Below are 15292 nucleotides of genomic sequence, written 5' to 3'. Positions count from 1 at the left end.
GCCGATCCAGAAAGTGCTCTCGTTCTCATGACCAAGCTCAGGCTCGCCATCGTGGGCGCTGGCCCCGCCGGCATCTACGCCGCCGACATCCTTCTCAAGCACGAGCGGGCGTTCGAGGTTTCGATCGACCTGTTCGAGCAGCTGCCCGCGCCCTACGGCCTGGTGCGCTACGGAGTGGCCCCCGATCACCCGCGCATCAAGGGCATCGTCCATGCGCTGCGGGAGGTGCTCGATTCGGGCGACATCCGTGTGTTCGGCAACGTCCGGTACGGCGTCGACATCGGGCTGGACGACCTGAAGAGTCACTACCACGCGGTGATCTTCTCGACGGGCGCGGTGCGGGATGCTGCGCTCGAGCTGCCCGGCATCGACGCGCAGGGCAGCTACGGTGCGGCCGACTTCGTGAGCTGGTACGACGGGCATCCTGACGTTCCGCGCGAGTGGCCGCTTGAGGCGCAGTCGGTGGCGGTCATCGGCAACGGCAACGTGGCGCTCGATGTGGCGCGCATGCTCGCGAAGCACCCGGAGGATCTGCTGCCGACGGAGGTGCCCGACAACGTCTACTCGGGTCTGCAGGCCTCCCCGGTGACGGACGTGCACGTGTTCGGCCGGCGCGGGCCGATGCAGGTGAAGTTCACCCCGCTCGAGCTGCGGGAGCTGGGGGAGCTGCGCGATGTGGACATGATCGTGCACGAGGAGGACTTCGACTACGACGCGGCCTCCCGTGACGCCATCACGTCGAACAAGCAGCTGACGGTCATTGATCGCATCTTCACGCAGTGGCGCAGCCGCGAGACGGGCACGGCGTCCCGGCGTCTTCACCTGCACTTCTACGCTCGCCCGGTCGAGGTGCTGACGACGGACGGAGCGGTGAGCGGCTTCCGCTACGAGCGCACGGAGCCGGACGGTCAGGGCGGCGTGCGCGGCACGGGTGAGTTTCGCGAGGTCGAGGTGCAGGCTCTGTATCGCGCGGTGGGGTATTTCGGGTCGCCGCTGGAGGGCATCCCTTTCGACGAGCGTCACGGTGTGATTCCGAACCACGAGGGTCAGGTGCTCGCCGACGGCAACAATAAGGTGCCCGGTGTCTACGCGACGGGTTGGATCAAGCGCGGCCCGGTCGGGTTGATCGGCCACACGAAGAGCGATGCGATGGAGACGATCCAGCACCTGGTGAAGGATCAGAGTTCGTGGTGGACGCCGGCGGAGCCGGAAGAGCAGGCCGTGACCGACCTCCTGGACGGCCGCGGTGTGCTGTACACGAACCTCGACGGCTGGCACCGCCTCGATGCCCACGAGGTGGCACTCGGGCAGAACCAGGGTCGTGAGCGCATCAAGGTCGTGCCGCGCGACGAGATGATCCGCATCTCGCGCGACTGAGCATCCCCGTCAGAAGTCCGTGGCGCTGCTTCGCGGCACGGCGATGCAGTCCTCGACGGTGAAGAATTCAGGCACGACGAGCAGCCTGGTGGCGGCGGAGCGGTCAGACGGCGGAGTCGGCGGTCACTGTCCAGCCAAGGGCGACCAGCTCGCGGAGCACGTCGAGATCGATGGCGGCAAGGCGCGTGACGTAGACGCACGAGACCGCCGCCGTGTGCGGCCCCAAGCGCTCCAGCAGTGCGGGCGAGTCGGGGTGCTCTGTGAGCCCGTAGAGCGAGAGCTTCGCCTTGCGCGGCGAGAACCCGGTACGCGGCCAGATGCCCTCATGGCCGCTCGCGTAGGTGTACGCGTACGTGCCGAATCCGACGATGGACGGCCCCCACATGACAGGCTCCGCCCCCGTGGCGGCGCGGTACAGCTCCACGAGCTCGGCACCTTCCGCACTGCGCCGAGCGTCCAACGTCGCGAAGAACTCCTCCACGGGCACATCGGTCGGCAGCGTCTTCTGCGTCATGCAAGAACCGTACGCGTGTCGCGCGAGACCCGCTACTGCACGGTCGCGGTCACGCGCGCGAGGTCGTCGAAGATGCGCATGTGGCGCGGGCGGCGCATCCAGTCGTCCAGCGTCAGCTCGCGCGAGTTGTCGCGGTACGACTGCTCGATCGATCGCAGCTCGCTGATGATGCTCGCGCCGCGCACCATGACCGACACCTCCAGGTTGAGGCTGAATGAGCGCATGTCCATGTTGCTCGAGCCGATCACCGCCACCTGGTCGTCGATCGTGAAGTGCTTCGCGTGCAGCACCGTCGGCGCGCGGTACAGCCAGATGCGCACGCCCGCGCGCAGCAGTTCCTCGTAGTAGGAGCGCTGAGCGTGGAAGACGAGCGGCTGGTCGCCGATCTCCGAGACGAAGAGCTGCACGTCCAACCCGCTCTGCGCGGCCGTCGTGATCGCGTAGAGCATCGACTCGTCGGGCACGAAGTACGGCGAGCAGATCTGAATCTGCTCCTGGGCCGCGTACAGAAGAGAGTTGAACAGCCGCAGATTGTTCTCGCCCTCAAACGCCGGCCCGCTCGGCACGACCTGCGCGTCGAGGAGGCGGGTCGGGTCGGCCTCGACGACGGCGGGCGTCTCGCGCAGCAGCAGCTCATCGGTCTCGCTGTACCAGTCCGTCGCGAACAGCGCGTCGACACCGGCGACGATGGGCCCCTCGAACCGCACCATGAGCTCTTTCCACTCCAGCCGTCCCGACCAGTGCGGGCCACGGTGGTAGGTGCGCTCGATGAGGTTCTGCGATCCCGTGAAGGCGACGCGGCCGTCGACGATGAGGAACTTGCGGTGGTTGCGCAGGTCGGGCCTCTGGTACTGGCCGAGCCAGGGGCGCACGGGCAGCATCCGGTGCCACCGTGCGCCGATCTCGTCCAAGCGGCGCAGCAGGCGGCGGTACCCGCGCACACGCAGCGAGGCGACGTGATCGAACAGCACCCGCACCTCGACGCCGCGCTCGACCGCGCGGCCGAGCGCGTCGAAGAAGCCGTCGGTCTCCTCATCGACCGACATGATGTAGAACTCGACGTGCACCGAGCGCGTCGCCTCCTCCACCGCCTCCGTCATCGCGGCGATCGAGGCGCTGTAGTCGGTGAGCAGCTCGGCAGCGTTGCCGCCCACGAGCGGCATCGACCCGAGGTTGCGGTTGAGCTGCGCGATCGGCATGAGCCACGGCGGCCACGGATCGTTCGTCGACACCTGATCCATGCCCGCGGTGGTGTCGATGATGTACTGGTTGATCTCCACCTGCTTCTCGCGCCGCCGCTTCGGCAACCGCCGTGAGCCCAGGGTGAGGAAGAGCAGGAAGCCGATGATCGGCAGGATGTAGATGAGCAGCAGCCACGCGAGTGCGCTCTGAGGCCGACGGTTCCGCGGCACGATGGCGAGCGATACGACCGCGATGATGACGATCGTCAACAGCAGCAGTCCCAGAATCACGGCGACGATGATCGCTCCGGCGCCGCTGACCGTGATCTGGTCGCTCATGGCCGCAGTCTAGTGAGGCCGCTCGACGCGTGGCTGGTCAGCGCATGTTGACGAACTGCAGCGCGACGTCGAGGTCTTTGCCCTTGAGCAGCGCGATGACCGACTGCAGGTCGTCGCGGCTCTTCGACTGCACGCGCAGCTCATCGCCCTGGATCTGGCTCTTGACGCTCTTCGGCCCCTCGTCGCGGATGATCTTCGCGATCTTCTTCGCGTCCTCGCTCGAGATGCCGTTCTTCAAGCCCACCTCGATGCGGAACTCCTTGCCGCTCGCATACGGCTCGCCCTCATCGAGGCTGCGGATGCCGATGCCGCGCTTGATCATCTTCGCCTCGAGCACCTCCAGCACGGCCTTGACGCGCTCCTCGGCGCTGGCCTTGAGCAGCAGCTTCTCGCCGCTCCACTCGATCGACGCGCCCACGCCTTTGAAGTCGTAGCGCTGCGCAATCTCCTTCTGCGCCTGGTTGACGGCGTTCTCCGCCTCCATCTTGTCGACCTTGCTCACGATGTCGAATGAGGAATCAGCCATGCGACCATCGTAGCCATGAGCCTTCCCGCGATCGCCCGACTCATGATCGGGCTCACCCTGGGCGGGGTCGTCATCGCAGCGCTCGTGCTGCTGCTTCTGCGCCCGGCGCCGCAGCCCGCTCCGGATGCTGCGCTCGAGCAGAGCGCCGAGCCAGCGCCGCGCTGGGCGGAGCCGGCAGCGGTGCCGCCCGCAGCCTCCGAGCGCACCCGTGCCGGGATTGCGGGCCGCCCCGACGCGGACTGGACCGCCGCCGTCGCGGCCGAGACGGGCATACCCGAGCGGGCGCTCGCCGCCTACGCGGGCGCCGCGATCGCGAAGCGGAGCGAGCGCCCCGACTGCGACCTCGGCTGGAACACGCTCGCTGGCATCGGCTGGGTCGAGTCGCGGCACGGCAGCTACGGCGGAGCATCCCTCGCGGAGGACGGAACCGTGAGCCCACCCATCATCGGCATCGCCCTCGACGGGTCGACGACCGCGCTCATCCCCGACACCGACGGCGGCGCGATCGACGGCGACGCCGAGTTCGACCGCGCCGTCGGGCCCATGCAGTTCATCCCCGGCAGCTGGGCCAACTGGTTCGTCGACGGCAGCGGCGACGGCGTCGCCGACCCGCACAACATCGATGATGCGGCGCTCGCCGCCGCCAACTACCTGTGCCGCGCCACGCCCACGCTCGGCGACGAGGCCTCGTGGCGTGCCGGCATCGCCGCGTACAACTCGGCCAGCAGCTACCTCGACGCCGTCGCGACCCGCTCGGCGCTCTACGCGCGGGCAGCCGCCCAGGCGGTGCCGTGACCGCGCGGAGCGATGGTCACGTGAGGGTCGTACCTCTTGTATCCTTGTCTCGCGCTTCCGCTCGGTGACGACATCGGTCGGGCGCGCACCCGGCGAGTTACCCTAGCGGCCAAAGGGATCTGACTGTAAATCAGACGGCTCAGCCTTCGGGGGTTCGAATCCCTCACTCGCCACCCATGACCGACACCTCGCTCCTCGCCATCGCCCGCGGCATCGCCGTCGAGGCCGCCGAGCGGGTTGCGGAAGCACGCCGCGGCATCGTCGAGGTCGCCGACGTGAAGTCCTCATCGGTGGATGTCGTCACGCAGGTCGACCGCGACACCGAGTCGTTCATCCGCGGCCGGCTGCTGGAGGTGCGGCCCGACGACGCGTTCCTCGGCGAGGAGTCGGGGGGAGGAGGCGGCACGAGCGGCCTCACCTGGGTCGTCGACCCGATCGACGGCACCGTCAACTTTCTCTACGGCATCCCGCACTACGCGGTGAGCATCGCCGTGGTCGAGGGCGAGCCCGACCCGCAGAGCTGGACGGCCCTGTCTGGCGCGGTCATCAACCCGGCGACGGGCGAACTGTTCACGGCCGCCGCCGGCGAGGGGGCGTACCTCGGCGAGCAGCGCCTGCGCGTCGCGCAGCCCGACTCGCTCGAGCGCACCCTGCTCGCGACCGGGTTCTCCTATGACGCCGGCATTCGTGCCGAGCAGGGCGCCGTCGTCGCCCGGCTCCTCTCCCGCGTGCGCGACATCCGCCGCATGGGCACCGCCTCGCTCGACCTCTGCGCGGTCGCCGCGGGTCGCGTCGACGCCTACTTCGAGCGCACCCTCAACCCCTGGGATCACGCGGCCGGCGCGCTCATCGCCGAGGAGGCGGGCGCGCGCGTGAGCGGGCTCGGGGTGCCGCGGCCGAGCACGGCCTTCCTGCTCGCGGCCCACCCAGAGTTGGCGGCGCTCCTCGAGCCGCTCCTGCTGAGGGCATCCGCGGGCGAGCCGGAGCGCGTGTGAGGCAGGTGCGCGCCGCCTGCGAAGAGCATTCACGGACTGGTCGAATCGCGTCGAACCGGTTACTCTTTACCAATCCGTGATAATCGCGGATCCTGACCGTGTCTCCTTCTCGAGACGGTCGTCCACCCACGTTCGAGTTCCAGAACCCGACCAGAGATGTGATCAAGGCCTACCGATACCCGTGACAGACGATCTGCAGCCGCGGAACAGCGCCCCCGAGACGGACGCCACCGCCCTCCCCGACACGTTGCAGTCCCTGGGCTTCACATTTGGTGAGGAATCCCCGGCAACGCAGCCGGTGGAGGTATCGCTCGACGTCACCCCCGCCGCGCCCGCGCCGCTCAGCCGTCGCGCACTGCGTGAAGCCGAGAAGGCGGCTTCTCGACGCCGTGGCCGTAGCGCGAATCGCGCGGATCGGCGCGCCGAGGTTCGCGCCCACGCGAGTGCTGCCACCGCCGCGCCGGCGTCGCCTCCCACCCCGGCCAACCCTGCCGACATCGCCACCGCCCCGCTCGAGGCGGTCGACGATCCGGCCGTCGAGCCTTCCGCGGTGGTCGGCCCCGTGCATCCCGCGTCGTCACGCGGGCGCCGTAGCGTCGCGCCGCGCACCCCGGCCAGCCTCCCGACCGCCACCGCGGGTGCCCCGACCCGCACACGCCTCGGCAAGCGGGTCGCCCAGAAGACCTTCCCGCCCATCGTCATGGCCGCCGCCGCAGCGCTCCTCATCGGTACGTCCGTACACCCCAGCGCCCTCTTCGATCCGGATGCCGCGCCCGCGTCTGCGGCCTACGCGGCCGTGCCGACCAACGAACTGGAGTCGACCGCGGCTGACGCGCCCGAGCCCGCACCCGAGATGGTCGAGGACCAGGTGCTCGAGATGCCGGCGACCGAGAACGTGGCCGCTCCCGCCGCCAGCCGCGACGACTGGTCGGTCACCTCGTACGCCGAGATGCTGCGCCTCAAGTACGGAACCCGCAACTTCTCCTATTCGACGAACGGCACGGGCGCCGTGCGCTGGCCGTTCCCCTACACGGTGCCCATCAGCTCCGGCTTCGGCGACCGCGTCGCGCCGTGCTTCGGCTGCTCCTCCTACCACCGAGGTCTCGATCTCGTACCCGGCCGCGGCACCCCCGTGTACTCGATCGCCGATGGCGTCGTCACGGGCGTCGGCGCGTACACGACGTACGGCTACCGCGTCGAGATCGCGCACGTCATCAACGGGCAGAGCGTCGAGAGCCTCTACGCGCACCTCGAGTGGGACAGCTCACCGCTGGAAGTGGGCCAGGAGATCCCGGTGGGAACCTTCCTCGGCACCGTCGGCAGCTCGGGGCTCTCCACGGGGCCGCACCTGCACCTCGAGATCGCGATCGACGGCATTCCGATCGACCCGTTCGCCTGGCTCACGACCAACGCGAGCTGAGCGCCGGGCGCACGGAGGCCGGTGGCCTCAGGCGGTGACCCACACCGTCGTGTCGCGCGGGATGCTTCCCGCATCCAGCGGATCGCTCGCCAGGACGACCTCGCCGGCGGGCACCTCGACCGGGGCGTCGCCAAGGTTCGCGATGACGGTGACGTCGCCGTTGCGGAACGCGATCACGTCGTCGCCGTAGCCCTCGAGCCAGGTCAGAGCGCCCAGCCCGAAGCCGTACTCGGCGCGCAGCGCGAGCGCACGGCGGTAGAGCTCGAGCGTCGAGCCCTCCACCCCGGCCTGGGCCGAGTGGGCGAACTGCGCGAACGTCTCGGGCTGCGGCAACCAGCTCTCCCCGGTCGTGTTGAAGCCGAAGGCAGGAGCATCCGGCTCCCACGGAATCGGAACACGGCAGCCGTCGCGCCCGTAGACCTCGCCGGCGGTGCGGTGGAACGACGGATCCTGACGGTAGTCGTCGTCGAGCTCGATGACCTCCGGCAGGCCGAGCTCTTCGCCCTGGTAGAGGTAGGCGCTGCCCGGCAGTGCCAGCATGAGGGCCGTGGCCGCGCGCGCCCGGTGCAGCCCGAGAGCGGCATCCGGCTTCTCCGGTGAGGACGGGCCGATGCCGGAGACGGGGCCCGCAGAGTACGGAGCCAGGCCGAGCCGGCTTGCGTGGCGCACCACGTCATGGTTGGAGAGCACCCACGTGCTCGGCGCGCCCACGCCCGTGAACGCTTCGAGCGACTCGGTGATGACGTCGCGCAGACGCGGCGCCAGCCACGGGGTGGCCAGGTACGAGAAGTTGAAGGCCTGGTGCATCTCGTCGGGGCGCACCCACAGGGCCGCCTTCGCGAGGGGTTCGACCCAGGCCTCGGCGCACAGCACGCGGTCGCCCTCGTACTCGGCGAGCACGGCGTGCCAGTCGCGGTAGACGGCGTGCACGGTCTCCTGACCCCAGTAGGGCACCTCGAGGGAGCCCATGAGGCCCTCGGCGAGCTCGCTGTCGGCCTCGTCGACCTCGTCGATGTCGGGCAGGCCCTCGGCCTTCATCAGCCCGTGGGCAACGTCGACGCGGAAGCCGTCGACGCCGCGGTCGAGCCAGAAGCGCAGAATCTGCCGGAACTGCTCCCACACCCACGGGTTCGTCCAGTCGAAGTCGGGCTGCGTGCTGTCGAACAGGTGCAGATACCAGTCGCCGGGCGTGCCGTCGGCGTTGGTCGTGCGCGTCCAGGCGGGGCCGCCGAACATAGAGTGCCAGTTGTTGGGCGGCAGCTCGCCGCTCTCACCCGTCCCGGGGCGGAAGATGAAGCGGTCGCGCTCGGGCGAGCCGGGGCCGGCGGCCATCGCCTCCTGAAACCACTCGTGCTCGCTCGAGCAGTGGTTGGGCACAAGGTCGACGATGACGCGCAGGCCCAGCTCGTGGGCGCGGTCGCGCAGTGCGTCGAAGTCGTCGAGGGTGCCGAAGATGGGGTCGACGTTGCAGTAGTCGGAAACGTCGTAGCCGGCGTCCTTCTGCGGCGAGCGGAAGAAGGGCGAGAGCCAGACGGCGTCGACGCCGAGGTTCGCGAGCGATTCGAGTCGCTGGGTGATGCCGGCGAGGTCGCCGATGCCGTCGCCCGAGGCGTCGGCGAACGACCGCGGGTAGATCTGGTAGATGACGGCGGAGCGCCACCACTCGGAGCCCGGAGCAGAAGCCAGCTCGCGGGGGTGCCCGGTGGGCAGGGTGGAGGTCGCGGTGTTCTCGTGAGACATGACGACCACGATACGGCCAACGTGCGCGATGTGGAAACGGTTCCATCCTCGTTTCCGGGTCGGCCGGGGTGCAGATCGGCCGGAATCATGGTGCTAATCTGTTGCGGTGCCGTTTCGCCCTACGGGCTGCACGGTCGCGCCCCGATAGCTCAGTGGTAGAGCACTTCCATGGTAAGGAAGGGGTCGTCAGTTCAATCCTGACTCGGGGCCCTGGCGCTCTTGCACACAATGCGGGAGGCCTGCCCGGCGGGGTAGCTCAGGTGGTTAGAGCACACGGCTCATAATCGTGGTGTCGCGGGTTCGAGTCCCGCCCTCGCTACCAAGAAGAAGGCCCCGCCACTGGCGGGGCTTTCCTCCTTATACCGGGGCGTCGGCAAGAGCCACCGTGCTGTCGATGAGGACAGGGCCCCCACCGCGCAGTCCGCGGCGCCGCGCAGCGACGTGGCGGCGGCACGGTAGGGATCGAGTCCCGTCCTCGCGGCAATAGGTGGTGGGAGTTCTCGCCTACTCAATACCCCTCCGGCAGGTCGCGCAGCTGCTGCAGCGCGAGCATCTCGCGCAGGTCCTCCTTGACGGCATCGATGCTTGCGCGCCGCTCCTCCTCGCTCTGTTCGGCGCCGCGGGGGATGAGTCTGGCCTGCGTGAGTTCGGCGAGGGTCTCCTCGCGGGCGACGGCGAGCAGCGCGTGCGTCTGCGCGGGGTCGTCCTCGATCTCGCGCAGTCGGTCGACGACGCCGCGCAGGATGCGGGCGCGGGTGCGCTGATGCTCAGCGTCCTGCCGCCTGTTGGCGGCGGCGCGGCGGGAGAGCCCGAACAGTCGGCGGGGGGTGGCGCTGGCCGCCTCGAGCCGCTCGGCGGTCTGGGTGAGCTCTTCTCGGAGCGTCTCGATCTCGCGCCGAGCGAGCTCGATCATGGTCAGGTCGCTCCACGGCGTCTCGTCGCGCAGCGTGAGCAGGATGATGCGGTTCTTGATGGCGAGCCGCAGGGCCGACCGGGCGACGAGCACGCCCTCCTCGACGGGGCTCGACGGCACGTGCGGGCGCTCGGCATCACGCGGCGAGCGCGGGGCGGAGTCGGGGAGCGGCATGGCGACCTCACGTGACGATGGCGATGCTCTCAGAGTAGGGGGAGCCCACTGGGCGGCGCCCGGGGATCACGGGATGCGCGACACGCCGAAAACACAACATCTAGGGGAATGACAACCGTGTCATTCCCTGTATATAGTGAGAGCCCTAGCCGCCGGGGGCGGAGAATTCACATCACCGAGGAGGTCCGCAATGGACAACGACAACGACACCGTGGGCGGCTACGACGTTCCCGTCGACCCTATGGACATGCTGCAGTGCGACAGCTGCCAGTAGGCATCGCACCCACGAGCTGAATCACAGTTCTGCCGAGGCCCCGGTCCACCACGAGGTGACCGGGGTTTCGTGCCATCCGGCGGCCGCCGCCGCCGAGGCACGAGCGAGGATCACGGGAGGCCGGTCGTGAGCATCACCGTCGATGCGCTGACGCCCGAACTGGGGCGCCCCTCGACGCGCCTCGCCTCCGACGCCGAAGTGCTCGACCGGGTGCACCGCACCCTCGGCCCCGTCGACGTCGTCGCCGAGCACGACGGCGCCCACAGAGCCTCGCGGGTGCTGCAGGTCGTCACTCGCGGCGAGGAGCGCGCGGTCGTCAAATGGCATCGGGATGCTCTACCGCACCGCCGCGAAGACACGGCCCTGCAGCACCACACCCCGGCGCTCAGCGGCGACGCGCCGCGCCTCGTTCTCAGCGACCCGGCCCTGCGCCTCGTGGTCGTCTCGCACGTGCTCGGCGAGCAGGCCGCGGGCTGCGCGCTCGCGCACGACGAGGCCGTGCACGCTCGCGCCGGCGAGCTGCTGCGGCGCCTGCACGACTCCGCGCCGCCCGTGCGCCACGACCGCTTCGGGCCCATCATCGCCGCCGACTTCGAGCGCTGGAGCACCCTCGCCGACGATTTGTGGGGTGAGCGCGGCGCGCAGGAGCGGCACGCTGCCCGGCAGCACGTCGCCGCCGCCCTCGACCTGGGCGCGCTCGACCACGTGCCTGCGCACCGCCAGCTGCACCCGCGGCACTGGGTCGTCGACCCGGGCGGGCGCGTGCGCTTCGTCGACTTCGCCGCCTTCGAGTTCGAACCGTGGGCGGCCGACCTGCTGTGGCTCGAGTACGGGGCGTGGCGCGACGCGCCCGCCCTGCGCGCGGCCTTCCTGCACGGATACGGGCGCGTGCCGAGCGAGCGCGACGAGATCGTGCTCGGCGCCGTCGCGGCCGTGCGCGGGCTCGAGCTGCTCGTGCGCGGGGAGCGGCGCGGCCACGCGGCCGAGAGGATGCTCGGGCGGAGCATCCTCGACAGGCTCCTCGGTACCGCACTCTTCTGAGCCCGCCCAGCACGGCCGGCCCAGCACGGCCGACCCAGCACAGCTCGCCCGGCGCGGCCCGCCGCTTACACTGGTCGGGTGCCCGTGAACCCAGACCTCACCGAGCGCGCGTTCGCGCCGACGGCCCCGTACCTCGTCGGTCGCGAGAAGGTTCGCGAGTTCGCTCGCGCGGTGCTCGCGACCTCGCCGCTGCACCACGACCCGGCCGCGGCGCAGGCCGCCGGCTACGCGGACGTCGTCGCCCCGCCGACCTTTCCCATCGTTATCGCCGAGGCGACCCTGCAGCAGCTGCTCGCCGAGCCCGACGCGGGCATCGACTTCAGCCGCGTCGTGCACGGCGACCAGCGCTTCAGCTACACGCGCCCCATCGTCGCGGGCGACGAGCTCACCGCCACGCTGCGGGTCACGAGCATCAAGACGCTCGGCGGCAACAGCATGGTCGCGAGCGAGAGCACCATGGTCGACGCCGACGGCGAGCACGTCGTCACGAGCGTCTCGACCCTCGTCGTGAGAGGGGACGACTCGTGAGCCTTGCTGAGAGCCCGTCGATCGCGGAGTCCCTGGGCCTCGAGGTAGGCCAGGTCGTCGCCGAGCAGACCTTCGCCCTCAGCCGCGACACGCTCGTGCGCTACGCGGGAGCGAGCGGCGACTTCAACCCCATCCACTACCGCGACGACGTCGCCGCCTCGGTGGGCCTGCCCGGCGTGCTCGCGCACGGCATGCTCACGATGGGCGTCGCCGTGCAGCCCGTCGTCGACTGGCTCGACGGCCGCGGCTGGGTGAGCGACTACCAGGTGCGCTTCACGCGCCCCGTCGTCGTCGACCCGCAGGCGGGCGCCGAGGTGACCATCACCACCACCGTGGGGGCGATCGACGACGCGGGCGCCCGCCTCGACCTCGCCGCCGTCTACGAGGGCCAGACCGTGCTCGGCAAGGCGCAGGTGCGCATCAGCGCGCACTGACCCGGCTGCCATGAGGCTGAGCGAGCTCACGACCCTGCGCATCGGCGGCGAAGCCGAGCGCTTCGTCGACGCCACCGAGACCGACGAGATCATGCAGACGGTGCTCGAGGCCGACCGTGTGGGCGAGCCGTGGCTCGTGCTCGGCGGCGGCTCCAACGTCCTCGTCGGCGACGACGGTGTCGAGGGCGTCGTCGTGCGGGTCGCCACGCGCGGCATCGAGCGACTGCCGGATGCCGCGGGCTCACGCCGCCCAATCCGCCTGCGGGTGCAGGCCGGGGAGCCGTGGGAGGCGCTCGTCGACCACACCGTGCGCCAGGGGTGGTCGGGCGTGGAGGCCCTGTCGGGCATCCCCGGGTCGTGCGGAGCCGCCCCCATCCAGAACATCGGCGCCTACGGTCAGGAGCTCGCCGAGAGCCTCATCGCCGTCGAGGTGCTCGACCTCGACTCGGGCGAGCGCGCCACCTGGCCGGCGCCGCTGCTCGAGCTCGGCTACCGCACGAGCACCATCAAGCAGGGGCGCCGCGCGGTCGTGCTGAGCATCGACCTCGCTCTGGGAGACGAGGATGCCCGCAGCCGACCCGTGCGCTACGCCCAGCTCGCCGACGCCCTCGGGGTCGAGATCGGCGACAGCGCGCCGCTGAAGGGCGTGCGCGCCGCCGTGCTCTCGTTGCGCGCCTCCAAAGGCATGGTGCTCGACCCCGACGACCCCGACTCGGTGAGCGCCGGATCGTTCTTCACCAACCCCATCGTGAGCGAGGCCTTCGCGCGCACCCTGCCAGCCGCGGCCCCGCGCTGGGCCCAGCAGACCGAGGCGCCCGCGCGGGCGGTGCCGCTCGGTGCCGAGCCCGCCCCGCCGCCGCCCGCCGTCGAGGGAACCGTGAAGCTCAGCGCCGCCTGGCTCATCGAGCACTCGGGCATCCGCCGCGGGTTCTGCCTCGGTGCCTCCCGCGCCGCCGTCTCGCGCAAGCACACGCTCGCGCTCGTCAACACCGGCGGAGCGACCGCGGCAGAGCTGGCCGAGCTCGCCCGGTACATCCAGACGCGCGTCATGAGCGAGTTCGGGGTCGTGCTGCACCCCGAGCCGGTCTTCGTCGGCGTCGAGCTGTAGGCCCCGCCCACCCCACCCACGCGAGGCTGTGACCTCCACAATTCAGGAGTGAGGGCCGCCGAATGGCCCGCACGGGGGCGCCGTCGGCATGTCACCAGGCACCGGCTGCAGAAACTCCTGAATTGTGGAGACGCCGCGCGGCGATCACGCTGTGGCCGCTGCGCTGTCGGCTACAGGAGTCCGCGCTCCATCGCGAGGGTCACGGCGCGCGTACGGTCGCTCACCCCGAGCTTCTCGAAGGTGCGCAGCAGGTGCGTCTTCACGGTCGCCTCGCCGAGGAAGAGGCGCTCGCCGATCTGCCGGTTGCTGAGCCCCTCGGCGACGAGCCCCAGCACCTCCGTCTCGCGCGGCGTGAGCGCCGCGGGCGCCGGCTCGCGCATGCGCGTCACGAGCTGCGCGGCGATCGACGGCGAGAGCGCCACCTCCCCGGCCGCGACCGAGCGCACACCCGCGACGAGCTCCTCCGCCGGGGCCGCCTTGAGCAGATAGCCGCTCGCCCCCGCCTCGATCGCGGCGAGGATGCTCGCATCCGACTCGTAGGTCGTGAGCACGAGCACGCGCACCTCAGGCGCCTTCTCGCGGATGCGCGCCGTCGCCTGGTCGCCCGTGAGCCCTGGCATCCGCACGTCCATGACGACGAGATCGGGGCGGAGCTCGAGAGCGCGACCCACGGCATCCTCACCGTCGACCGCCTCCCCGACCACCTCGATGCCGTCCTCGGCCTCGAGGAGCGAGACGATGCCGGCACGCACGACCGCGTGGTCATCGGCGACGAGCACGCGGATCACAGGGCGAGCTCCTGCACCCGCACCTCGGCGGTGAGTGTCGTGCCCGCGCCCGGCGCGCTCTCGACCGTGAGGGCGCCGTCCACGAGCGCCAGACGGTCACGCATGCCGGGCAGTCCGAACCCGGCGGGCACGTCGTCCGGGTCGAAGCCGATGCCGTCGTCGACGATCCGCACACGCACGGTACCGTCGCCGACGACGAGCGTCACCCCGATGCGGGATGCCCGCGCGTGCTTGCGCGCATTCGCGAGCGCCTCCTGCGCGCACCGCAGCACGACCACCTCAAGGTCACGGGGCAGCACGAGCTTCTGCGGCCCCTGCACCGTGACCGTCACCCCCGTCTCGCGCTGGAAGCGCTCCGCGATGCGGTGCAGAGCGCTCAGCAGATCGAGCGGCACCTCGCCCGAGTCGACGCGTGCGCCGGCGGCGACCAGCGCTCGAGTCTCGGCGAGCACGCCGCGCGCACTCTCCTCCACCAGGGCCAGACTCTCCTCCGAGCCGTGCTCGCGCCGCGCCCGTTGCGCGAGCATCACCAGACCTGTGAGGTCTTGCGCGATCGTGTCGTGCAGCTCGCGCGCGAGGTGCTCGCGCTCGGCCGCCGCACCGGCGTCGCGGTGCAGCGCGGCGATTTGCTCCTGCGCCCCCCGCAGCTCCTCGAGCAGCCGGCCCCGCTCCTCGCCCAGGGCGACCATGTGGGTGATCCAGAAACCCATCGCGAGGCTGAAGCCCAGCGCGAGCGACTGGGTGACGAGGATCTGGATGATGTCCTCCAGCTCACCGCCGATGCTCGTGAGGAACCCCGCGCCGACCGCGACGGCGATGATCACGTTGCCGACGACAGCGTCCCGTGTTCGCGGGGCGAAGACCCAGCACACCGGGTACGCGATCGCCTGGAGGATCGCGAGGGTTGCGAACCCCGCGGTGCCGAGACCGGCCGCTGCGGCGATGAGGAGGATGAGAGTCCACGACGGCGTCTCCGTCTCGACCCGTCTGTCGCCCAGCAGCGCCCAGGCCCCCACGAGCAGCACGATCGCGCTGAGGGCGAAGGCGAGACGCCACGGCGTCTGCAGGTTGAGGAGTGAGAGAACGCCGGTGAGGGCCGCCATGCCGAGCACGGCGACCCACCACCAACGCCTGGCCGTCATGCG

Annotated in this window: 15 protein-coding genes and 3 tRNA genes; 11 read left to right on the top strand and 7 right to left on the bottom strand. The window is 70.5% G+C overall.

Annotated elements, in window-relative coordinates; all coding sequences use genetic code 11:
- Positions 1-27 precede the first annotated feature (27 nt).
- Positions 28-1377: an FAD-dependent oxidoreductase gene (locus tag RJQ01_RS12380; protein ID WP_350477025.1), complete on the top strand. Its 1350-nt coding sequence runs from the start codon at positions 28-30 to the stop codon at positions 1375-1377.
- A 103-nt stretch (positions 1378-1480) separates the two neighbouring features.
- On the opposite strand, the gene RJQ01_RS12375 is transcribed toward RJQ01_RS12380, so the two are convergent.
- From RJQ01_RS12375 to RJQ01_RS12365, 3 genes are read right to left on the bottom strand one after another with little or no spacing between them, the layout of a single operon-like run.
- On the bottom strand, positions 1481-1891 hold the full coding sequence (locus RJQ01_RS12375) for a DUF1801 domain-containing protein (protein ID WP_350477024.1): 411 nt from the start codon (positions 1889-1891) through the stop codon (positions 1481-1483).
- 32 nt (positions 1892-1923) lie between these two features.
- Positions 1924-3411, bottom strand: a complete 1488-nt coding sequence (gene cls / locus RJQ01_RS12370) for a cardiolipin synthase (RefSeq protein ID WP_350477023.1) — start codon at positions 3409-3411, stop codon at positions 1924-1926.
- 37 nt (positions 3412-3448) lie between these two features.
- Complete coding sequence (locus RJQ01_RS12365; RefSeq protein ID WP_350477022.1) at positions 3449-3937, bottom strand: YajQ family cyclic di-GMP-binding protein; 489 nt, start codon at positions 3935-3937, stop codon at positions 3449-3451.
- Between the two features lie 15 nt (positions 3938-3952).
- Here RJQ01_RS12365 and RJQ01_RS12360 point away from each other — a divergent pair, with 15 nt between their 5' ends.
- The 4 genes from RJQ01_RS12360 (at position 3953) to RJQ01_RS12345 (ending at position 7147) form a co-directional block, all read left to right on the top strand.
- Positions 3953-4732: a lytic transglycosylase domain-containing protein gene (locus tag RJQ01_RS12360; protein ID WP_350477021.1), complete on the top strand. Its 780-nt coding sequence runs from the start codon at positions 3953-3955 to the stop codon at positions 4730-4732.
- 91 nt (positions 4733-4823) lie between these two features.
- A tRNA-Tyr gene (locus tag RJQ01_RS12355) sits at positions 4824-4905 on the top strand.
- A gap of 3 nt (positions 4906-4908) precedes the next feature.
- Entirely contained in the window at positions 4909-5727 is an 819-nt protein-coding gene (locus tag RJQ01_RS12350; RefSeq protein WP_350477020.1) for an inositol monophosphatase family protein, read from the top strand.
- Between the two features lie 181 nt (positions 5728-5908).
- Positions 5909-7147, top strand: a complete 1239-nt coding sequence (locus RJQ01_RS12345; RefSeq protein WP_350477019.1) for a peptidoglycan DD-metalloendopeptidase family protein — start codon at positions 5909-5911, stop codon at positions 7145-7147.
- A gap of 27 nt (positions 7148-7174) precedes the next feature.
- Here the strand turns inward: RJQ01_RS12345 and RJQ01_RS12340 are convergent, their stop codons facing one another.
- Complete coding sequence (locus RJQ01_RS12340) at positions 7175-8887, bottom strand: glycoside hydrolase family 13 protein (protein WP_350477018.1); 1713 nt, start codon at positions 8885-8887, stop codon at positions 7175-7177.
- Between the two features lie 138 nt (positions 8888-9025).
- Here RJQ01_RS12340 and RJQ01_RS12335 point away from each other — a divergent pair.
- Together RJQ01_RS12335 and RJQ01_RS12330 are read left to right on the top strand one after the other, a co-directional pair.
- Positions 9026-9097 (top strand) — tRNA-Thr (locus tag RJQ01_RS12335).
- Between the two features lie 35 nt (positions 9098-9132).
- Positions 9133-9209, top strand: a tRNA-Met gene (locus RJQ01_RS12330).
- 186 nt (positions 9210-9395) lie between these two features.
- Here RJQ01_RS12330 and RJQ01_RS12325 read toward each other — a convergent pair.
- Positions 9396-9974 (bottom strand): hypothetical protein, encoded by a 579-nt coding sequence (locus RJQ01_RS12325; RefSeq protein WP_350477017.1) that lies wholly within the window; start codon positions 9972-9974, stop codon positions 9396-9398.
- Positions 9975-10374: 400 nt separating this feature from the next.
- Between RJQ01_RS12325 and RJQ01_RS12320 the strand changes: the two genes are divergently transcribed.
- The 4 genes from RJQ01_RS12320 to RJQ01_RS12305 all read left to right on the top strand — a co-directional run bounded on the left by RJQ01_RS12320 (position 10375) and on the right by RJQ01_RS12305 (position 13359).
- Positions 10375-11289, top strand: a complete 915-nt coding sequence (locus tag RJQ01_RS12320; protein ID WP_350477016.1) for an aminoglycoside phosphotransferase family protein — start codon at positions 10375-10377, stop codon at positions 11287-11289.
- 78 nt (positions 11290-11367) lie between these two features.
- Positions 11368-11817, top strand: a complete 450-nt coding sequence (locus RJQ01_RS12315) for an FAS1-like dehydratase domain-containing protein (protein ID WP_350477015.1) — start codon at positions 11368-11370, stop codon at positions 11815-11817.
- Positions 11814-12251 carry a MaoC/PaaZ C-terminal domain-containing protein gene (locus tag RJQ01_RS12310; protein WP_350477014.1) on the top strand — a complete coding sequence of 146 codons (438 nt, stop codon included), beginning with the start codon at positions 11814-11816 and terminating at the stop codon, positions 12249-12251. Before RJQ01_RS12315 ends, RJQ01_RS12310 begins: the two co-directional genes overlap by 4 nt.
- A 10-nt stretch (positions 12252-12261) precedes the next feature.
- A complete protein-coding gene (locus RJQ01_RS12305) occupies positions 12262-13359 on the top strand; it encodes a UDP-N-acetylmuramate dehydrogenase (RefSeq protein WP_350477013.1) in 1098 nt (365 codons plus the stop codon).
- 170 nt (positions 13360-13529) lie between these two features.
- Here the strand turns inward: RJQ01_RS12305 and RJQ01_RS12300 are convergent, their stop codons facing one another.
- Together RJQ01_RS12300 and RJQ01_RS12295 are read right to left on the bottom strand one after the other, a co-directional pair.
- Positions 13530-14147, bottom strand: coding sequence for a response regulator (locus RJQ01_RS12300; RefSeq protein ID WP_350477012.1), 618 nt, complete (start codon positions 14145-14147; stop codon positions 13530-13532).
- The gene (locus RJQ01_RS12295; protein ID WP_350477011.1) at positions 14144-15289 is read right to left on the bottom strand and encodes a sensor histidine kinase; all 1146 of its coding nucleotides are present in this window, start codon (positions 15287-15289) and stop codon (positions 14144-14146) included. The genes RJQ01_RS12300 and RJQ01_RS12295 overlap by 4 nt, the downstream gene beginning before the upstream one ends.
- Between the last annotated feature and the right edge of the window lie 3 nt (positions 15290-15292).

It is taken from the genome of Microcella sp. (assembly GCF_040286215.1).
In the GTDB taxonomy this organism is placed as follows: Bacteria; Actinomycetota; Actinomycetes; order Actinomycetales; family Microbacteriaceae; genus Microcella.
This window is presented reverse-complemented; position numbering and strand designations above follow the sequence as displayed.

Bases quoted from the DNA above. Each gene is read 5' to 3' on its own strand.
- RJQ01_RS12380 (WP_350477025.1), top strand. From the start codon at position 28: ATGACCAAGCTCAGGCTCGCCATCGTGGGCGCTGGCCCCGCCGGCATC.
- RJQ01_RS12375 (WP_350477024.1), bottom strand. From the start codon at position 1,891: ATGACGCAGAAGACGCTGCCGACCGATGTGCCCGTGGAGGAGTTCTTC.
- cls (WP_350477023.1), bottom strand. From the start codon at position 3,411: ATGAGCGACCAGATCACGGTCAGCGGCGCCGGAGCGATCATCGTCGCC.
- RJQ01_RS12365 (WP_350477022.1), bottom strand. From the start codon at position 3,937: ATGGCTGATTCCTCATTCGACATCGTGAGCAAGGTCGACAAGATGGAG.
- RJQ01_RS12360 (WP_350477021.1), top strand. From the start codon at position 3,953: ATGAGCCTTCCCGCGATCGCCCGACTCATGATCGGGCTCACCCTGGGC.
- RJQ01_RS12350 (WP_350477020.1), top strand. From the start codon at position 4,909: ATGACCGACACCTCGCTCCTCGCCATCGCCCGCGGCATCGCCGTCGAG.
- RJQ01_RS12340 (WP_350477018.1), bottom strand. From the start codon at position 8,887: ATGTCTCACGAGAACACCGCGACCTCCACCCTGCCCACCGGGCACCCC.
- RJQ01_RS12325 (WP_350477017.1), bottom strand. From the start codon at position 9,974: ATGCCGCTCCCCGACTCCGCCCCGCGCTCGCCGCGTGATGCCGAGCGC.
- RJQ01_RS12305 (WP_350477013.1), top strand. From the start codon at position 12,262: ATGAGGCTGAGCGAGCTCACGACCCTGCGCATCGGCGGCGAAGCCGAG.
- RJQ01_RS12295 (WP_350477011.1), bottom strand. From the start codon at position 15,289: ATGACGGCCAGGCGTTGGTGGTGGGTCGCCGTGCTCGGCATGGCGGCC.